This window comes from Moraxella sp. CTOTU47616 (assembly GCF_032017465.1).
In the GTDB taxonomy this organism is placed as follows: Bacteria; Pseudomonadota; Gammaproteobacteria; order Pseudomonadales; family Moraxellaceae; genus Faucicola; species Faucicola tetraodonis.
On the sequence record NZ_DALZPU010000008.1, the window covers coordinates 74,944 to 94,313 of the forward strand.

The 19,370-nt window shown below is 46.3% G+C and carries 16 protein-coding genes; 1 reads left to right on the forward strand and 15 read right to left on the reverse strand.

What is annotated here, in order from left to right; genetic code table 11:
* Positions 1-3: 3 nt before the first annotated feature.
* The 14 genes from urtD to RTS10_RS09545 all read right to left on the reverse strand — a co-directional run bounded on the left by urtD (position 4) and on the right by RTS10_RS09545 (position 16,246).
* Entirely contained in the window at positions 4-822 is an 819-nt protein-coding gene (gene urtD / locus RTS10_RS09480) for an urea ABC transporter ATP-binding protein UrtD (RefSeq protein ID WP_076774723.1), read from the reverse strand.
* A gap of 126 nt (positions 823-948) precedes the next feature.
* On the reverse strand, positions 949-2,076 hold the full coding sequence (gene urtC / locus RTS10_RS09485) for an urea ABC transporter permease subunit UrtC (RefSeq protein ID WP_312540095.1): 1,128 nt from the start codon (positions 2,074-2,076) through the stop codon (positions 949-951).
* Positions 2,077-2,094: 18 nt separating this feature from the next.
* Complete coding sequence (gene urtB / locus RTS10_RS09490) at positions 2,095-3,750, reverse strand: urea ABC transporter permease subunit UrtB (RefSeq protein ID WP_409455600.1); 1,656 nt, start codon at positions 3,748-3,750, stop codon at positions 2,095-2,097.
* A 263-nt stretch (positions 3,751-4,013) separates the two neighbouring features.
* The gene (urtA, locus tag RTS10_RS09495; RefSeq protein ID WP_060996033.1) at positions 4,014-5,267 is read right to left on the reverse strand and encodes an urea ABC transporter substrate-binding protein; all 1,254 of its coding nucleotides are present in this window, start codon (positions 5,265-5,267) and stop codon (positions 4,014-4,016) included.
* Between the two features lie 571 nt (positions 5,268-5,838).
* Positions 5,839-6,495, reverse strand: coding sequence for a HupE/UreJ family protein (locus RTS10_RS09500; RefSeq protein WP_312540096.1), 657 nt, complete (start codon positions 6,493-6,495; stop codon positions 5,839-5,841).
* Between the two features lie 27 nt (positions 6,496-6,522).
* Entirely contained in the window at positions 6,523-7,224 is a 702-nt protein-coding gene (gene ureG, locus RTS10_RS09505; protein WP_312523147.1) for an urease accessory protein UreG, read from the reverse strand.
* Between the two features lie 35 nt (positions 7,225-7,259).
* The gene (locus RTS10_RS09510) at positions 7,260-8,096 is read right to left on the reverse strand and encodes an urease accessory protein UreF (RefSeq protein WP_312540098.1); all 837 of its coding nucleotides are present in this window, start codon (positions 8,094-8,096) and stop codon (positions 7,260-7,262) included.
* Positions 8,093-8,653, reverse strand: a complete 561-nt coding sequence (gene ureE, locus RTS10_RS09515; protein WP_312540100.1) for an urease accessory protein UreE — start codon at positions 8,651-8,653, stop codon at positions 8,093-8,095. Before ureE ends, RTS10_RS09510 begins: the two co-directional genes overlap by 4 nt.
* Before the next feature lie 238 nt (positions 8,654-8,891).
* Positions 8,892-11,012 carry an urease subunit alpha gene (gene ureC, locus RTS10_RS09520; RefSeq protein WP_312540101.1) on the reverse strand — a complete coding sequence of 707 codons (2,121 nt, stop codon included), beginning with the start codon at positions 11,010-11,012 and terminating at the stop codon, positions 8,892-8,894.
* 24 nt (positions 11,013-11,036) lie between these two features.
* On the reverse strand, positions 11,037-11,339 hold the full coding sequence (gene ureA / locus RTS10_RS09525; RefSeq protein WP_060995978.1) for an urease subunit gamma: 303 nt from the start codon (positions 11,337-11,339) through the stop codon (positions 11,037-11,039).
* Between the two features lie 50 nt (positions 11,340-11,389).
* Positions 11,390-12,343 (reverse strand): urease accessory protein UreD, encoded by a 954-nt coding sequence (locus RTS10_RS09530; protein ID WP_062333399.1) that lies wholly within the window; start codon positions 12,341-12,343, stop codon positions 11,390-11,392.
* A 151-nt stretch (positions 12,344-12,494) separates the two neighbouring features.
* Positions 12,495-13,457, reverse strand: coding sequence for a DMT family transporter (locus RTS10_RS09535; RefSeq protein WP_312540103.1), 963 nt, complete (start codon positions 13,455-13,457; stop codon positions 12,495-12,497).
* 162 nt (positions 13,458-13,619) lie between these two features.
* Positions 13,620-14,927: an MFS transporter gene (locus tag RTS10_RS09540; RefSeq protein ID WP_312540130.1), complete on the reverse strand. Its 1,308-nt coding sequence runs from the start codon at positions 14,925-14,927 to the stop codon at positions 13,620-13,622.
* A 77-nt stretch (positions 14,928-15,004) separates the two neighbouring features.
* Complete coding sequence (locus tag RTS10_RS09545) at positions 15,005-16,246, reverse strand: aminopeptidase P family protein (protein ID WP_409455601.1); 1,242 nt, start codon at positions 16,244-16,246, stop codon at positions 15,005-15,007.
* Between the two features lie 172 nt (positions 16,247-16,418).
* Between RTS10_RS09545 and RTS10_RS09550 the strand changes: the two genes are divergently transcribed.
* Positions 16,419-17,369, forward strand: a complete 951-nt coding sequence (locus RTS10_RS09550) for a GlxA family transcriptional regulator (RefSeq protein WP_312540106.1) — start codon at positions 16,419-16,421, stop codon at positions 17,367-17,369.
* A 58-nt stretch (positions 17,370-17,427) separates the two neighbouring features.
* Here RTS10_RS09550 and RTS10_RS09555 read toward each other — a convergent pair whose 3' ends face one another.
* The gene (locus RTS10_RS09555; RefSeq protein WP_312540108.1) at positions 17,428-19,359 is read right to left on the reverse strand and encodes an acyl-CoA synthetase; all 1,932 of its coding nucleotides are present in this window, start codon (positions 19,357-19,359) and stop codon (positions 17,428-17,430) included.
* Between the last annotated feature and the right edge of the window lie 11 nt (positions 19,360-19,370).

A 19,370-nucleotide genomic window follows, 5' to 3' on the forward strand; every position in this document is an offset into this window, starting at 1 on the left:
CCCCTATCGCCCTAGATATTTTTCGATGACATCGTCGTTGGCTTGTACTTCAGCAAGCGTCCCTTCTGCCAAAATCGCCCCTTGTGCCAATACCGTCACTTGCTCACTGATGGTGTCAATAAAGCTCATGTCATGCTCAACCACCACCAAGGTATGGTCTTTTTTGAGCTCCAAACATAGCTCGGCGGTGCGTTCGGTTTCGGCATCGGTCATGCCTGCCACTGGCTCATCGAGCAAAATCAGCTTGGGGCGCTGCATCAGTAGCATCCCAATCTCCAGCCATTGTTTTTGCCCGTGCGACAACAATCCTGCCGGTTTATTGACAAACTCACCCAAGCGAATCGTCGCTAAAGTCTGGTCAAGGGCATTTTGCGCATCTGGGTCAAGTTTGCTAAACAGGCTTTTTTTGACCCGCTTGTCTTTGGGTGCGGCAAGCAGTAAGTTCTCCATGACGGTAAAATTTTCAAACACCGTGGGTTTTTGAAATTTTCGCCCAATGCCAGCTTCGGCAATTTGCTCGGTGGTCATGCTGGCAAGATTGTGTGTTTGTCCAAAATACACTGACCCTTCAGTGGGGCGAGTTTTGCCAGTAATCACGTCCATCAGCGTGGTTTTACCCGCACCGTTAGGTCCGATGATACAGCGCAGCTCGCCTTCTTTGATGTACAAAGATAAGTTGTTTAAGGCGCGAAATTTATCAAACCACACGCTGACATCTTCCATATATAGGGCAATGCCTTTGCTAAAATCCGCTTCTGGTGACTTTAGCCGTCCGTAGTTGCTCTCAGCAAAGTCATTGATATTATTATCGTTTGTATTCATAACAGACTCTTTGATGTGTTATTAATGGGGTGTTTATGGGGTATTAGTCATCGGGTATAATCAAACTAGCAATTTGGTTGCAGGCGGTCAGCCTGACGCCGCTGCCGCCCCTGAAGCCCCTGCCGCCTATGATTCTTTTTTTGCTTCTATGTTTGTTTCCATATTTTTTACGCTTGGCGTGACCGTTTTTTTGCCATGCGTGATGTTGTCCAATAGACCAATAATGCCTTTGGGTAAAAACAAGGTGACGACCACAAACAACCCGCCCAAAATCAATAGCCAAGCTTCGGGATATGCCACGGTAAAGTAAGTTTTCACCGCATTGACCACACCTGCGCCCAATATCGCCCCAATCAGCGTACCGCGTCCACCTGTGGCGACCCAGACCGCCATTTCAATCGAGTTGACAGGGTTCATCTCACTGGGATTGATAATGCCCACTTGTGGCACATACAACGCGCCAGCAATCCCTGCGATAATCGCCGATAACACCCACGCAGATAGCTTGTACCATAGGGTACGGTAGCCAAGGTATTGCAAACGGTTTTCGCTATCACGCACGGCGCCCAATACGCGACCATAAGGCTTGTGCATCAAATAACGTAAGCCAAGGTAGGCAAGCATCAGCACGAATGCGGTGGCAAAACATAGCAAGGTGCGTGTCATGGGAGCGGCGATGTCCATGCCCAAGATGGTTTTAAACCCGGTAAAACCGTTGTTACCGCCAAACCCAGTTTCGTTACGGAAAAATAAGAGTGATGCGGCAAATACCATGGCTTGGGTGATAATCGAAAAATACACGTCTTTGATTTTTGAGCGAAAGGCAAAAAACCCAAATATAAAAGCCACCAATGCCGGCACCAGCACGACCAATATCGCCGCCCAAGCAAAGTTGTCCGTGCCTGCCCAAAACCAAGGCATTTTATCCCAGCTCAAAAACCGCATAAACTCCGGCAAGCTATTGCCCGATGCTTGGCGCATCAGATACATTCCCATCGCATACCCGCCAAGGGCAAAGTACAAGCCATGCCCAAGGCTCAAAATCCCCGCATATCCCCATACCAAGTCCAGTGCCAAAGCAACCATCGCCAGACACATGATTTTGCCAATCAAAGTGACCCAATAAGCGGATAAATGCAGCGCCGAATCGGCAGGTAGCAAGTGCAACCAAGGCAACACCATCAATACCGCAAAACAGCCCATAATTGCTAAGCGACTCACTGGTTTATCTGCAAATAATTGTAAAATACGCATTCTTTCACTCTCCAATGATTACTCGACAAAGCGACCTTTAAGGGCAAACAGACCTTGTGGGCGTTTTTGGATAAATAGCACCACCAGCACCAACAAAATAATTTTGGCAATCACCGCACCCATGCCAATCTCAAGCACCGTGCCACTCACGCCTAGACCCAAGGCGGCCAGTACTGCCCCCCAAATTTGACCGACACCGCCGACCACCACCACCAAGAAAGCATCGATGATGTAGTTTTGCCCCAAATCAGGACCGACGTTGCCCACTTGCGCCAAAGCACAGCCTGCCAAACCTGCCAAGCCAGAGCCGAGCCCAAACGCCATCATATCGACACGCGCCGAGCGAATACCCACCGCGCGCGCCATTTGCCGGTTTTGGGTCACAGCACGTACAAACAGACCAAAGCGGGTGTATTTGAGTAAAAACACCAGTAATAACAATACGATAATGGTAAAACCGATAATCGCAATACGGTTGTATGGCAACATCAAGCTTGGGGTCAAGGCGACAGCGCCGCTTAGCCATGAAATATTGGAGACTTCGACGTTTTGCGCCCCAAAAATCATGCGAACTAACTGCATCAGAATCAAACTCACCCCAAACGTGGCAAGCAAGGTTTCTAGCTGTCTGCCATATAGCGGACGTATCACTACCCGCTCAATAATCATGCCAATGACGGCGCTCACCAAAAACGCCAGCGGAATCGCGGCAAGCATGTACCAATCGACATAGCCTGCCAAATGGCTCTTAAAAAAACTTTGCACCACATAGGTGGTATAGGCACCAATCATAATGAGCTCACCATGCGCCATGTTAATGACACCCAATAGACCGTAAGTAATGGCAAGTCCCAACGCCGCCAACAACAAAATACTCGCGGTGCTGAAGCCAGAAAACACGTGTCCTGTCCACTCACTGGCTTTGATACGCGATTTGACTTTGTCTTGGGTTGTTTGTAAGGCTTGTTTGAGCTCGGGTGAATGGCTGGGTTGTTTTGCCATCCCTTCGATATCGGCTAACACATCAGGGCTGTTACTGGATGCCAAGGTTTTTAATGCCGCAATCTGGGTCATCTCATCGCCCGATTGCAAATCCATACGCGCTTGCAGTTGCGCCAATGCTGCTTTTACCGTACTGTCTTTTTCATTGGCATAAATATCGGCAACGGTTTTTTTATCGAGTGTGGCGATATTGTCGGCTAGGATATCCACCGCTTTAAGGCGCTCGCTGGCATCGTCAGATTTGAGTTTGGCTTTGGTTTGCCCTAAGGTCAACGCCGAACGCAGCGCGTTATTGAGTGTGACTTGGTTTAGGTCGCTTGGCCAATTGCTTACCAAGGTATGCGTAGGATAGCGGTAGAGTTGGTCGGTGTTTTCTAGGGTATAGACATTGCCGGCATCATCACGGTACAGCTCGTCTTTGTTAATCAGCTCGACCAGTTTGTCATAGGATTGGCTGGTGCCTGTCCAGTTGTTGAGCATGGCTTGACGCCCCGCAAAATCGGCGGCTACAAATTTTTGAATATCATCGCCTGCGCTGGCTATGGTGCTTGTGGTTACGTTGTTTGTGGCTGCTGTGGTTACTGTACTGGTTATCGTAGTGGCCGAAGCGGTACTTGCCTGTGCATTACTCACGCTTGGCAAGCCAATGCCCACCGTGGTCGCTAGCGACATGCCGAGCACAATTTTTTTACTTTTTTGCAAAAACTGCCCGAGAGAATGATTACCATTGAGCATGATGGTCGCTCCTTAGTTTGTATGATTAGTCTTTATGATTAGTCATCTGTTTGGTGGTGTGACGGATCAATGTTTAAATCAATAAAAGGTGAAATCGTAAAATTTTGGCAAAAAAATAAGCCATACCAGCTGGGGTATTGATGCGCGGTATGGCTGTCACAACATCGATTGTTAACTTCATTCAAGCTTATTGGAAAGGCTTATTTTGGAATATAAGGACTCCAAGGTTCAGCTTTAATGGCATCTTTGGTTTTGTAAACCACATCAAACTGACCATCGGCACGGATTTGCCCAATCATCACAGGTTTGTGTAAGTGGTGATTTTCAGCATCCATGGTTAGCGTGTAGCCCGATGGCGCGGCAAAGCTTTGACCTGCCATGGCAGCACGGACTTTATCCACATCGGTGGAGCCCGCTTTTTCAACCGCTTGTTTCCACATATTGATACCCACATAGGTGGCTTCCATTGGGTCATTGGTCACGACTTTATCGGCATTTGGCAGTTTGTGGTCAATGGCGTATTTTTTATAAGCATTCACAAACTTGATGTTGACAGGATTTTTGACTGATTCAAAGTAGTTCCATGCTGCCAAGTGTCCGACTAATGGGGTGGTGTCGATACCGCGAAGTTCTTCTTCGCCCACAGAGAACGCCATCACAGGAATATCCGCCGCTTTGATGCCTTGGTTACCAAGCTCACGGTAGAAGGGGACGTTTGAGTCACCATTAATGGTGGAGATAACGGCGGTCTTTTTACCCGCTGAGAATTTTTTGATATTACCCACGATGGTTTGGTAGTTGTTAAAGCCAAATGGGGTATATTCTTCCATGATGTCGCTATCTGCCACGCCTTTAGACTTTAAGAACGCCCGTAAAATCTTATTGGTGGTACGAGGATACACATAGTCAGTACCCAATAGCACAAAGCGTTTGGCACCGCCACCTTCTGGTGACATCAAGTATTCAACCGCAGGAATGGCTTGTTGGTTGGGCGCGGCGCCCGTATAAAAGATGTTTTTGGACTGCTCTTGTCCTTCGTACTGCACAGGGTAGAACAATAAGCCGTTTAATTCTTCAACCACAGGCAACACGGATTTACGAGAAACCGATGTCCAGCAACCAAAGATAACCGCGACTTTGTCTTGTGTTAGTAGCTGGCGCGTTTTTTCGGCGAACAATGGCCAGTCTGAGGCAGGGTCGACAACCACAGGCTCAAGTTTTTTGCCCATCACCCCACCTTTGGCATTGATTTCATCAATCGCCATCAACGCGGTGTCTTTGAGCGATGTTTCAGAGATTGCCATAGTACCTGAGAGTGAATGTAATATACCCACTTTGATGGTATCACCATTGCTAGGGGCAGGCGCACTACCGGTGGCAGCAGTGGTTGACGTGCCACTGGCTGGTTTGGCATCACTTGATGATTGCGGTTTTGAACAACCTGTCAACATCATACTGCCCGTTACCGCTAGGGCAACCAAGGATCTGCCAAATGCACGACGGCTTAATTGAGGCTCAGTCGTGGTTAGCTCGGTGGTTTTTTTGTCTAACATGTGTCACTCCTAAAATAGATGGATTGCCGTTTTAAGGTAGAGCGTAACGGATAGGCTTTGGCTATCGGTTGCTGGTTGTCTTAACTGACTATAATGACAATTCAATTAGTGTGCCAATCTGCCTGTTAAAAGCTATTTTTGAAAATTTTATCAATTAAATCAAAATCTTAAGGTAATAAGATTAAAAAAATTTATTTTAAACAATCGCCTATTGGATGAATGATGTTCCTTGGTAAAAAATGGGTAAACTTTGGCAGCCTTAGCGATTTCACCAATCTGATGAACTGGAATAGTTTTTTGCACTATTACCATTCATCTGTCATTTATTTGGCATTGCTCTAGCATTGACTGACGCTAAACAATGCTTTATCGCCAGTGTCTTTATGACATGACCCAATTTGTTGCATAAAAAAAGTGCAAGCCAGACAGCTTGCACTTTTTATCAAAAATGTTGTTAATCCCTAGTTAATCACTAGTTAGCCAATACCATTGCCATGCCCAATGCCGCTATAATCGAAGGTAGCCAAGACAGCTTGGGATGCGCATGGGATTGTGCTTTTACCCAATTCATCACCCCTGCACCCACAGCAAACAAGGCAGACATCGCGGTTATCATGCCTAAGCCAAACCCTTGACTCACGCTACTGACTGGCATCTCCACGGCATGCGCCATACCATGAAATAGCGTCAAACCAAATAAGCTGATCGCCATCATGAGCGAAAAGCTTTTCTGTTTGGCTTGTGCTATCTTGGTGCGCTGCGCCAAAACTGCGACCGCTGTCAACACCACCGATAGCAAAATCGCACCTTCAATAATCGATGAGCCAATCGCCACATGAGCTAGTTGCACCAAAGCAAATCCTAACAGTAGGCTTGTCACCAATAAGCCTAAACCCAGTTTTTTGTGACGGGCAAACACCATGCCCATGCCAACTGCAAGCACCACGTGGTCAAGACCTGAGATAGGATGCATGAGCCCTGCGGTGACGGCAGCCATTAAATCTACCGAACTTGCACCTGCATGATGGGTTAAATCATGAGCGACATGCGCCACTGCCAAGCTTGAAAGGCTAAAAAGCGCGGTTGCCAACGCTATTTTTTGGGGTGTTTTTTGGGTTAAAGTTTTCATTATGTCTCCTTGATTTTATCGCATTTTTTACATATTTTCGCTTGAGCTTGGTAAATGTTGTACCGGCTGTGACGGAATCTCTAGCGCTCTTAGCATGCCCTGTTGTTGGATAAATTTGATAATGTCATCCAAACCGTCTTGAGTTTTCATGTTGCTAAACACAAACGGCTTATCGCCGCGCATTTTTTTGGCGTCTTTGTCCATAATCGACAAATCCGCGCCCACTAGTGGTGCAAGGTCGGTTTTGTTGATAATCAGCAAATCTGATTTAGTAATCCCGGGTCCACCTTTGCGGGGGATTTTATCGCCTGCACTCACATCAATCACATAAATGGTTAAATCCGACAACTCTGGGCTAAAGGTCGCCGCCAAGTTATCACCGCCCGACTCAATGATAATCAGCTCAAGACCGTCAAAGCGATTTTGCAAGGTGGCCACGGCATTAAGATTAATCGACGCATCTTCACGAATCGCTGTGTGTGGACAGCCGCCCGTTTCCACGCCGATAATCCGCTCAGCGGGCATGGCATCGTGGCGGGTCAAAAACTCCGAATCTTCTTTGGTATAAATATCGTTGGTAATCACCGCCATGTTGTACACATCTTTAAGACGGCGACACAGACTCAAGGTCAAAGCGGTTTTGCCAGAGCCAACAGGCCCGCCAATGCCAAGGCGTAATGGGGATAAGCGAGGCGCTTGGGTTGGGTTTTTTTGGGTAAAGCCAGTCATGAGGTTTTCCTTGTGAATGATATTAAAGACAGGGTTTAGGAACGAAACAGACGACTATATTGTTGTTCATGATGACAGGATAATTCTGCCAACGACGGTACAGACGCTGATAGTTGCAAGTGTTTGATTAAAATCAGTAATGTTTGGGCATGCTGCTGTGCCTGTAAAAATTGTGGCGCAATGTCTTGTAGCTTAGCCACAACCGCTTGCCGATGATGGATGGCTGTCAATGCCGTTTTGACTTTGCTGGCTTGCGTTTGGCAAAGCTTGGCAATCGGTTCATCCATCGCTTGCCCCAATTGCCAAATAATGCGTTGCCCTGCCATTTGTCCCAAGGGTAAGGTTTTGACAATCGCTAAGGTCAGATTTTCCATTTGAGCAAACGCATAGGTCGTCAGGCTATCGGCTATCGGCAGTTGCCAAAAATACGCCAAGCGAGCGAATAACGGTAAATAGCCTTGCGCTATCCAATCTTGTGGCATCGCAAGGTCGAGCACGCCATCGAGCCAGGCACAAAATGCCTGCGCCAATTGTTGACTCTCTAATAAAAACTCATGGCTATCACGGCTTGCCCCATAAAAATTGGCTAGACTATCCACCAAGCTGTGGTGATTTTTTTGCGCTGACAGCTGCATCATACTTGCCATCAGCGGCAGTTCAAAATTGAGTAAAACCTCTTGTTGATACGCCTGCAAAAACGCCAAACTACTGGCTTCATCATGGATAAAGCCTTGCTCAATGGCAGACTCCACGCCTTGGGAATAGGTATAACTACCAATCGGCAAATTGCTCGACGCCAGCATCATCAGCTTAAGCAATTGTTGTGGCGGTGTCGTCTGTGTGAGGTGCGACGTTGTTGTCATCGTTTTCATGAAAAAAACGTGGCTTTGGTTAAATCACCGATGATTGTGCTTTGCGTATCTGCATGGCTTAACCGATTATCATGCCCATGTGAATGCCCGCCATGCCCATATGCCCCTGTTTCGGGTTCAAAGGCGTGCGCCACTTCGCTCACGGTTAAGCCTAATTTCACCAGCATATCGGCAAGCACATAATCGGGCTCAAAGTATAAGGCATAATCATTGTCATGCTGAACCAACATCAAAGGCACATGACGGTTGCCCAAATGGTACGCCCCGCGCATCAGTTCAAAAGCATTGTCAGCGGTGACTTTGGTGAGGGTTTGCGGTTTGGCAAAAATTTGTATGATGTCGCCTGACGCATTTTGTACCACATCCCCATCTTTGAGCGTACCTGTGCGTGGCAGGTCGATACCGACCGCTTCACCATTTTGCAGGGTGGCACGAAAGCGTGACCGCTGGCGTGTGTCAAAGTCGAGCTGCAAAAACTGCCCGTTTGCTTGTTGGTTGACCAAATCTGCTTGCTGTTGGTCAGTTAACTGTTGCACCCGTTGATTATAAATTTTCATTACTATCCTTTGTTAAATTTTCTACCTATTTAGAAGTTTGCCCATGACAACCGAATTGTTGACAGCGACCCTCTTTAAATTGATGTTCACAGTTGTTAAGCCCGTACAGCCAATGCGAACAGTTTGGGCAAAGATTTTGCATTGGCGATACACTGTTAAAAAACTCACTGCCACATTCATCACAGATGAGATTGTTCGGTTCTAGTCATCACATTGGCATTCATGGCTAAAATCACATTTAAAATAAGAAATACCGCTGTGCCATTGGCAACACAGCCGACGGCTCGCAAGTGAGAAGCTGACCATCGGCACGTACTTCATAGGTTTCTGGGTTGATCGACATCTCAGGGCAATAGCTATTAAACCGCATATCTTTTTTGCGAATTTTCCGAATACCCTGCACAGGGCGAATCACTTTTTGCAAACCAAGTTTGTGTTGGATATTGTTGTCAAAGGCGATTTTGGATACAAAGGTGATACTGGTTTGGTGGGTGGCTTTGCCAAGGCTTGCAAACATCGGACGATAATGCACCGGCTGCGGGGTTGGAATGGAGGCATTGATATCACCCATCGGGTAAGCGGCGATGCTACCACCTTTTAAAATCGTGTCAGGTTTCACCCCAAAGAATTTGGGCGACCATAGCACCAAATCCGCCCATTTACCGACTTCTACCGAACCGACTTCCTCGGCAATACCGTGGGTAATGGCAGGATTAATGGTGTACTTGGCGATATAGCGTTTGATGCGAAAATTGTCATTTTCGGTCACTGTATCTTCGGTCACTGTATCTTCTGTCACTGGGTCGATGTCATGAAGCTCACTGTTAGACGCATTTTGGCTTACTGTATCGGGTGCTAAAAATCCGCGTTGGCGCTTCATTTTATCCGCCGTTTGCCAAGTGCGAATAATCACCTCGCCCACCCTTCCCATCGCTTGCGAGTCGCTACTCATCATCGAGATTGCCCCCAAATCGTGCAAAATATCTTCAGCGGCGATGGTTTCTTGGCGAATACGGCTCTCGGCAAAGGCGATATCTTCGGCAATCGCAGGGCTCAAATGGTGGCAGACCATCAGCATATCGAGATGCTCATCAATGGTGTTGATAGTAAACGGACGTGTGGGGTTGGTCGAAGACGGCAACACATGCGGCTCGCCAATCGCCCGCAAAATATCAGGGGCGTGCCCGCCGCCTGCGCCTTCAGTGTGAAAGGTGTGAATACAGCGGTCTTTAAAGGCATTTAGCGTGCTTTCTAGATAGCCACTTTCGTTGAGCGTATCGGTGTGAATCGCCACTTGCACATCATACTCTTCGGCAACGCTCAAGCAGTTATCAATCGCTTGCGGCGTGGTGCCCCAGTCTTCATGCAGTTTTAGCCCGACCACGCCCGCTTCGATTTGCTCGATAATCGGCTGCGGCAAGCTAACATTGCCTTTGCCCAGTAGCCCAATGTTCATGGGCATATCATCAAGGGCTTTGAGCATGGTTTCGATATGGTATTTGCCGTTGGTGCATGTGGTGGCAAGCGTGCCTTGGGCAGGCCCTGAACCACCGCCAATCATGGTGGTTACCCCAGACATTAAGGCAACCTCCGCTTGCTGTGGCGCGATAAAGTGAATATGGGTGTCAATCCCGCCCGCGGTCAAAATTTTGCCTTCACCTGCAATAATCTCGGTGCTTGCGCCAATGGCGATGGTGACATTGGATTGAACATCGGGGTTGCCCGCCTTGCCAATCGCCCAAATTCGGCTGTCTTTTATTGCCACATCGGCTTTATAAATCCCGGTATAATCCAAAATAAGCGCGTTGGTAATCACGGTATCAGCCACCTCAGCAAATGGGCGCTGCCCTTGCCCCATGCCATCACGAATCACTTTGCCACCACCAAATTTGACCTCTTCACCATAGCTGGTAAAGTCTTTTTCCACTTCGAGCCACAGCTCGGTATCAGCAAGACGCAGTTTATCCCCCACGGTTAAGCCAAAATGCTCGGCATACATTTGGCGGGGTACGGATTTTTGTGATTTTGGCAAACTTGCGGTATCCACAGATGCGGTGGCTTGCCCCATCACCCGCCCAGCAAACCCAAAAATCGCCTTATTGCCACCAAACTCGACCAGTTCGACTGATCGCGCTTGCCCGGGCTCAAAGCGCACTGCCGTACCCGATAAGATATTTAAGCGAAACCCGAGCGCCTTGTCACGGTCAAACGCCAGTGCGTCATTGGCTTCGGCAAAATGGTAGTGAGAGCCGATTTGAATCGGTCTGTCGCCGGTGTTTTTGACCAAAATAGTTTGGACGGCGCGCCCTTCATTAAGGATAATGGCTTGGTCTTTTAGCTTATATTCGCCAACTTTCATGGTTTACCCCTTATACTGTTTAAATTACACAATCGGTTGGTGAATGGTCACCAGTTTGGTACCATCGGGAAAGGTTGCTTCCACTTGCACATCGTCAATCATCTCAGCGATGCCATCCATCACATCCTCAACCCTAAGCCACGTGGTGCCTTCGCCCATCAACTGTGCCACTGTTTTGCCCTCTCTTGCCCCTTCGAGTACCAACATACTGATATAGGCTATTGCTTCTGGATAGTTAAGTTTTAAGCCACGTTGTTTGCGGCGTTCGGCAACCAATCCTGCGGTAAAAATAAGTAATTTATCTTTTTCGGCGGGGGTTAAATGCATGGGTTACTCCAATTATTTTTTCAGTGTTAAAAATTAGACCGTCACTGCCACTACGTCGCCCAAATTCGGGGCAAATGACTGTCTTGTTGCCACATTAAAGTGCGAATCTCACCACGAACTGCACCAAAACTGTCAAAACATTGGCGGACATCATCCCCCAAATAGCGAATAATCATCACCTCGCCTGTTTGGGTGCAAGAGACAGGCAAGCTATGGTGGTCGATAAATAAGCGTAATTGCTTGACCCATTCAATCAGCTGTTTTTGCGCATCAACGCTTGGCACAACCCATAAGCTCGCAAAGACGCTATGGTTATTGAGACCCACGGCTGAGCCAAACCAATCGTGTTCGGCACAGTGATGTAAGGTATCAGCAAGCAGCAATTTGGGCTGCTCATCCACGCGCCAAAATAGGTTTGATAACCGCATCTCGCCTGTACTGTAGCGCTCGCCATGATACTCTCGCCCTAACAGGTTAATTTCCCAAGCGATAACACTGGCAGCTGGGCTGATAAAAAACTGATTGGTGGCATGGGCAAAACTTGCGTTATAAAAACAGTTTTCTTGCGGTAGCCATTCAAAACGGCTGTCATCTTGTAGATAAACCGTGACATTTTGAACAGCATAACTATTTGAATTCTCTTGAGTTTCTTGGTTTTTTTTGGTTTCTTGGGTTTTTCTGGCTGATGGGCTATCATCGGTTTGCTTGTTAGCGGTGTAACTTGGTAAATTGCCGTACCATTTATTTGCCCCGGGCGTGGTAATCACAGCGTGGGCGTGATGTTTTACGCCAATGTCAATATCGAGTTTATCGCCTAAGGCGATGCCAGCAGGCGGATACAGCATGATGACATGACAAATACCTTGCTGTTCACCGCTTTCAGGATACAAGGCTTTTTGTACCCGCAAGGCGCCTTGGTGGTGGCGTTGTACCAAATTGGTGCGCGCATGCTCACCCGCATGTTGGGCGTCAAAAGCTAAAGTAAGGACTGAGTGCCAAGCCATATCTATCTAACTATATGAAAAATATATGGTTTTATAGAATGCAAGGGCTGTGCCACATTGGTGCAGTGAGCTTTGATACCAATATGGATATAACATTGATACCAACATGCTGAAGCCCAAATCAGGGATGTTTACACGGTTTGGGCTGTTATTAGACTTGAGTATCGACTTCTGTCAGTTGCCGATGCCGCTGCAAGGGCAGTTTAATAGAGTTTAGGAGGGTGGCTAAAAGGATTAATATCATCCCTGAGTACTGCATGCCATTGAGCGATTGGTGCAGTAATACGATCGACAATACAATCGCGGTAAACGGCTCAAACACGGTGAATACCGAGGCTTTGGTCGCAGGGAGTTTATGTAAGGCTGACATATACAAGAAAAACGGAATCACGGTACCCACTAGGCTGAGCCCCATCACCCACAACCAAGTGATGACAGGCATGCTGAATGCTTTGGCATAGGTTTGATAGGTCATCGGTAGGAATAATAAAGCCATGGCACTAATCACCACCGAACTAAAAAACACCAAGGTTGGTGGATAGTGTTTGTGTAAGGCTTTTTTTCCTAAAATGCCATACAGTGAATAGCACACCCCAGACAATAGACCAAACACAATCCCCCAACTCAATGTAAAATTTTCACTCAGCGTTGTCAGTGCCACGCCCAATACCGCGATGCAAGCTAAGGTAAATGATTTTTTTGTTATCGGTTCTTTTAATAAAAAAAATGCCAGTACCAAACTAAAAATCGGCGCCGTATATAGTAGCGATACCGCAATGCCCGCCCCCACAAAATTGACCGCGATAAAATAGCAAACCGTCATGCCTAGCACACCAATCAACGATTGCAAACTCAACTGTAATATCTCGCCGACCGATAACCGCCTAATAGACGTCCACAACGATGGCAATAATATCAGTAGCATCATAGCAGCGGTCACCACTCTTAAAATGGCAATTTGCACACTATCAAAACCCAGTTGATGGAGATAAGTGGTAAAGATACCCAGCGTGCCCCAACAGATAGCCGCCACAATGACTTGCAAGCCACCCATCGTCGCATGATTGCGCGTGTTACGGGATTGGTTGGTAGCGAAAGCGGGTTTACGAGTCACTGGCAATTCCTAAAAAATGGGGGATAAAAAAAGTGATTCTAGCAAACAAGGTTGGCTAAAACCACTTTGGGAAAAAACTTAAATTAACTTCATGGGGTTATTGATAACCGTGGTTAATCAATTATTTTTCTAACATCTTTTTAACGTTTTTCTAACGTCTTTCTAACCTTTTTCTAACATAGACACACTATCGGATTTTTTATACATCACCGTTGCTACCAGCGCGATTACGCTTGCTATCACCAATAACCAAGCTGGCGCGATTTGACTGCCTGTTTTGCTCATTAACCAAGTTGCCATCAACGGGGTTGTGCCGCCAAGTAGGGCATTGGCTGAGTTAAAGGTGAAAGCAAAACCTGAATAACGCACCTCGACTGGGAAAATCTCACTTAAAAAAGCCGGTAGTGTACCGTCATTGACGGATAATAACAGCGAGAACAGCAGTTGAATCAACACAATGGTTAAAAACCCACCCATGCTTAGCATATGAAACAAAGGCACGGTCAACGCGATAAACAATACAGATGCGATAATCAGCATGGTTTTGCGACCGTATTTGTCTGACAGTTTACCCATGGTGAAAATCATACCGATATAAGCGACTAATGAAATGGAGGCAGCTAGCAGCGACTGCGTTTCATTGATGTGCATTTGGGTCGATAAATAAGTCGGCATATAGCTTAGGATTAAGTAAAAAGCCACCGCATTCAAACTACATAACATAAAGGCAATACACAAGGTTTTTTTATGGTTGGCAAACAAATTTTTGATTGGCACCGGTTTTTCAATGGTGCTTTCTTCAAAAGCCTTAAAAGCCGGGGTTTTTTCAAGATTCAACCGCATATATCGACCCACTAGACCCAGTGGTGCAGCCAATAAAAACGGAATACGCCAGCCCCAAGTTTGTACAAAGTCAGCATCCATAAAGGCGGTCATAGCTGCCGCAATCAGTGAGCCCAGTAATAGACCCGCGGATGTACTGGCAGGTACGATACTGGTATAAAACCCTTTTTTGTCGGGGGGCGCATACTCTGCCATAAATGCTGATGCCCCTGCATATTCTCCCGAAGCTGAAAAACCTTGAATCATACGCAGCAATAACAACAACACAGGCGCTAAGATACCCACGGTGGCATAGCTTGGCAACAATCCGATTAAGAAAGTGGCACCTGACATAATCAAAATCGACCAAGATAAAGCCGCTTTTCGACCGTATTTATCGCCAATATGTCCCCAAAAAATACCCCCAAACGGACGGACAATGAAGGATAGCGCAAAAATTGCATAAGTTGACATCAACGCGACGGTTGCATCGGTTTTAGCAAAAAATACGCTAGCGATGACCGTGGCAAAATAGCCATACGATGCGTAATCAAACCACTCGACAAAGTTACCAATAAAACTGGCTTTGGCGGCTTTTTTGAGTAACACAGGATCTTTAACATATGGCTCGGTAGCTGGTTGTTGCATTGCTACGGCAGTGGGTGAAAGTGCAAAAGTTGTCATTTAGTTTCCCCTTGGTTGGTAGTAAGTCATGCTAAAGTAAGCTAACTGATAATGTTATGCGCAGGGCCATAGGCGAAGCCTGTGATATTATCAGTGCCCGTTTCAGTTAAAACCAAAATATCATGTTCACGATAACCGCCTGCCCCTGCCATACCTTCTGGAATCATAATCATCGGTTCCATTGAGATGACCATATTTGGTTCAAGTACCGTATCAATGTCTTCACGCAGCTCTAACCCTGCTTCACGACCATAATAGTGTGACAACACGCCAAATGAGTGCCCATACCCAAAGGTGCGGCGGTCTAAAATGCCATATTCGGCATAGATTTTGTTGAGCTCTAAGGCGATATCACAGCAACGAACGCCAGGTTTGATGAGTTTTATGCCTTCTTCATGCACTTTGCAGTTAATTTCCCAATAGTTGAGCGTTGCCGCATCAGGCTCACCAAAATACAGCGTACGCTCCAGCGCCACATAGTAGCCTGCAATCATCGAAAAGCAGTTTAAGCTTAAAATATCATTGCGCTGCACTTTGCGATTGGTCACAGGATTGTGCGCGCCATCGGTGTTGATACCTGATTGAAACCACGTCCAAGTATCCATGAGCTCGACATGCTCAAAGCGTTGCCCGATTTCTCGTACCATCGCTTGCGTAGAGGCTAACGCTACCTCATACTCAGGAACCCCTTCATGCACGGCGTTGACGAGCGCTGCCCCACCAATGTCACAAACCTGTGCACCTTGCTTGATAAGGGCAATTTCCTCGACTGATTTCACCATCCGCATTTTCATGCAAGCTTGGCTGATATCGACAAATTCGACATTGGGCAACGCGTCTTGGAGTTTTTTCAAACGTTCGATGGGTAAGTGGTCGTATTCAATCCCCACTCTGCCTTTATTTTTGATTTGACTTGCCACGGCTTTAAAGTAGTTATCGCGTTGCCAGTCGGTATAGACGATATTGTCATCGCCCATGGTACGTCGCCAAGGCTGTCCACCGTCGATATTGGCGGAGATAGTCACTACTTTGTCTTGGTCGATGACCAGACCATAGAAGCGTCCAAATGAGCAATATAAGAAGTCTGCGTAGTAGTTGATATTGTGATAGGAGGTGAATAACACGCTATCAATGTCGCTTTTTGCCATATAGGCTTTAAGCTTTTGTTGACGGTTTTGGTATTCTTGGGCGCTAAAAGTCGGCTTGACCTTCTCGCCATTTTTGATTTGGATTAAGCTTGGCATGCTAAGTGCAGTATCCAGGCTAGCCGCTTTATTTATCATATGTTTAACTGACTGATTCATTGTTTGCGCCTCACGAGGTTTAGGTTGATGTTAAGAAAATCTTTGCTCTCCACATCCCTCATCATACGCAAATTTAAAAATTCAGTTTTTCATAAGACGACATTTTTTTGATTAATTACGACAACACGGCTTGTCCATTCATACTATATTTATGACAGCGAATATTAAAAAAATTGGTTTTTTATTGATTGATGGCTTTACCATGATGGCTTTTAGCAATGTCATCGAGCCGTTACGAATGGCAAACTATGTCAGTAGTCAGCCCGTATATAGCTGGATTATTAGTGGTTTTGCAGGTCATCAGACCAGTGCCAGTAATGGGGTACAAGTCACTCATACCGCTGAAATCAAACATCTATTTGATTGTGAACTCGTGTTTATCTGCGGGGGCTATGAAGCCGAAAATTTAATGACAGACGCGCTAAAGGGGATTGTGGAGCGTTTAGCCGTTCGGGATATTGCGTTAGGGGGGCTTTGTACGGGGGCAATAGCGCTTGCGAATGCCGGGTTGTTAGCCAATCAATCAGCCTCGCTGCACTGGGAAAATGTTACGCTGGCTCAGGAACAATTTGGCAATGTCAAATTCTTAAACCATATTTTTACCATTGGTGATCGGCTCTACACCTGCTCTGGCGGGGTATGTGCGCTTGATATGACCCTGCACATCATTAAACAGCACTTTGGGCGAGAAATCGTTGAAAAAATTCAAGACATGTTTGTCATCACCGCTATCCGAGAGCCAGCGAGCATCCAACATCTACCCAAACCAAAAACCCTCAGTCATAGCTACGCCCATGTCATCGATGCTATCACGTTAATGAAAACCAATATCGAAGAACCGCTCACGCTAGCGGACATTGCTAAATATGTCGGCATTTCTGAAAGACAACTACAGCGGCAATTTGCCAAACAGCTAGGGGTCTCACCCCAACAGTATTATCTTAATTTACGATTAGACCATGCTAAAAACCTACTCCAACATACCACCATGCCAGTGACCACCATTTCAATGGCGACTGGCTTTTTCAATTTGGCATCTTTTTCCAGAGCCTTTCAACAGCAGTTTAATATGTCAGCCAGTGATTTTCGAAAAACGCTGTAAGGGTTAATGCGTCTTGTACCATCGCTTAATCAAGTGGTTGCTTTGATCAGTTAAAAACCTATTCATCCCACTGCCAATGAATGGCCAATTGGTCTAACACGGTTTTGACTTGTGGTTGATGTGATGCATCGCCATCTAGCTTGACTAGCACAATAAACCCATAAGTAGAATCATCTTTGCTGCTGACGGTAGCCTTGATATGATGTTGTAGTAGTAATTCACTGACAGCCATCACCGTCGCTTGACGTTTTAGTGCAGGTTTAAATACTTTACCCACTGCCGTTAAAGGCAATGCATCAATCACGTAGATGGCTTTAGGAATCGCCGCTTTTTCGCCAATGTTTTGTTGGCAAAATTGCATGAGTTTATCAGTGTCTAAGCTGACACCCGGCTTAGGGGCAACGAATAAAACAGGTAACTCGCCTGTATAGCTATCAGGCTTACCAATGGCGGCACAGCCAGCTACCCCGTCATATTGATAAACCACCTCTTCGATCATTTTTGGGTCAATGTTGTGTCCCCCACGGATAATTAACTCTTTTTTTCTACCCGTTAAGAAAAAGTAGCCGTCTGCATCTTGATAGCCCAAATCGCCGGAATTAAACCAAGTTTGATTGTCAGAGTCAGTTACCCAAATTCCTTGATTTTGCTGCGCCAAATAATAGCCGACAAACACATTATCGCCGCGAATACAAATATTGCCCACCTCGCCTGTGTTAGCAACTCGCACAAACTTGCCATTATCATCAAGCATCATCACTTGCATAGGCTGATACGGGAAACGTAGCCCTATTGAACCAATTTTCTTCTCCCCAAATCTTGGGTTGGCGGAACTACCACAATTGCCTTCCGTCATACCGTACGCTTCAATGATTTGTACCCCTGTTTGTTTTTCAAATTGCTTGAATACTTCTATCGGCATCGGAGCTGCGCCACACAAACAGTGCTTTAAACTAGCAATATCATGACTGCCAATAGGTAGATTTAATAATCCAGCAAAAAGCGTGGGTACACCACTAAAAAAGTTTACGCGATAATGCGCAATAATCGCCCAAAAATTCGCCATAACCCCATCGCCGCGATAGCCCTCTGGCGAAACCAGCAAAATTTCACCCCCCATCGATAACGGTAATAATCCTGTAACCATGACGGCATTGACGTGAAATAGAGGTAGTCCACACAGCACGACATTGCCCTGATTTAGCATGTCATCAACAAACAATGCCCGTGCCTGTAAGACATTGGCGACTTCATTTTTATGATTACGCATGGCGATTTTGGGCATGCCAGTTGTACCACCGGTTCCAAAGAATGAAGACAAATCCTCAGGCCCAATGGTACGGGTGTTAATTAATCTATCTTTGGGCTGGTTGGCCATCCCAGTATAAAAGTCATGATAGGTGACCCTCTCTGGTAATTGCTGTACAAATTCTTTACTTGCATCTGGCAAGGTTATGTTAAGTTGATGGGCGAAATGATGAGCCATCGTCACCCCAATGATATGCCGCAAACTTGGGGTAAGCTTGGCAACCGCGACCGCCTTGTCCCAAAGCTGCGGCTTATTATCTTGATTGGGTAATGGCGCAAGCGTAATGAGTAGCCTGGCTTTGACTTCATTTAATAAGCCGGCAATCACAGAAGGTTCAAGCAGTGGGTTAATCGGAAAAATAATACCCGTTGCCTCGCCACCCCAGATACAAAAATGGGTTTCGGGTAAATTTGGCAATAAAATCGCAATGACCGTATTTTTATCCGCGCCCAATGAATAAAGCATATTGGCGGTTTGACGTATATATGCCAATAAATCCCCATAGCTATAGCTTGTGCTGTTTTGATACTGCGTAGCATTTAACACAAAGGTAAGGGCTTTTTTATCGCTAAACTGAGCTTCGCTATCACATAACATCTGATAGGTGCTGCTAGGCAGGTTTAAAGGAAAATTTTGTTCATACTGTTTAAGGTCGTGCTGATTTTTTATTTGCTGGTTCATCGTATCAAAGT

Coding starts and splice junctions, on each gene's coding strand:
- urtD (WP_076774723.1), bottom strand. CDS start 822: ATGAATACAAACGATAATAATATCAATGACTTTGCTGAGAGCAACTAC.
- ureA (WP_060995978.1), bottom strand. CDS start 11,339: ATGCATTTAACCCCCGCCGAAAAAGATAAATTACTTATTTTTACCGCA.
- RTS10_RS09510 (WP_312540098.1), bottom strand. CDS start 8,096: ATGAAAACGATGACAACAACGTCGCACCTCACACAGACGACACCGCCA.
- RTS10_RS09545 (WP_409455601.1), bottom strand. CDS start 16,246: ATGATAAATAAAGCGGCTAGCCTGGATACTGCACTTAGCATGCCAAGC.
- RTS10_RS09550 (WP_312540106.1), top strand. CDS start 16,419: ATGACAGCGAATATTAAAAAAATTGGTTTTTTATTGATTGATGGCTTT.
- urtA (WP_060996033.1), bottom strand. CDS start 5,267: ATGATGTTGACAGGTTGTTCAAAACCGCAATCATCAAGTGATGCCAAA.
- urtC (WP_312540095.1), bottom strand. CDS start 2,076: ATGCGTATTTTACAATTATTTGCAGATAAACCAGTGAGTCGCTTAGCA.
- RTS10_RS09500 (WP_312540096.1), bottom strand. CDS start 6,495: ATGAAAACTTTAACCCAAAAAACACCCCAAAAAATAGCGTTGGCAACC.
- RTS10_RS09530 (WP_062333399.1), bottom strand. CDS start 12,343: ATGGCTTGGCACTCAGTCCTTACTTTAGCTTTTGACGCCCAACATGCG.
- RTS10_RS09540 (WP_312540130.1), bottom strand. CDS start 14,927: ATGCAACAACCAGCTACCGAGCCATATGTTAAAGATCCTGTGTTACTC.
- urtB (WP_409455600.1), bottom strand. CDS start 3,750: ATGTCGCTAGCGACCACGGTGGGCATTGGCTTGCCAAGCGTGAGTAAT.
- ureG (WP_312523147.1), bottom strand. CDS start 7,224: ATGACTGGCTTTACCCAAAAAAACCCAACCCAAGCGCCTCGCTTATCC.
- ureE (WP_312540100.1), bottom strand. CDS start 8,653: ATGAAAATTTATAATCAACGGGTGCAACAGTTAACTGACCAACAGCAA.
- ureC (WP_312540101.1), bottom strand. CDS start 11,012: ATGAAAGTTGGCGAATATAAGCTAAAAGACCAAGCCATTATCCTTAAT.
- RTS10_RS09555 (WP_312540108.1), bottom strand. CDS start 19,359: ATGAACCAGCAAATAAAAAATCAGCACGACCTTAAACAGTATGAACAA.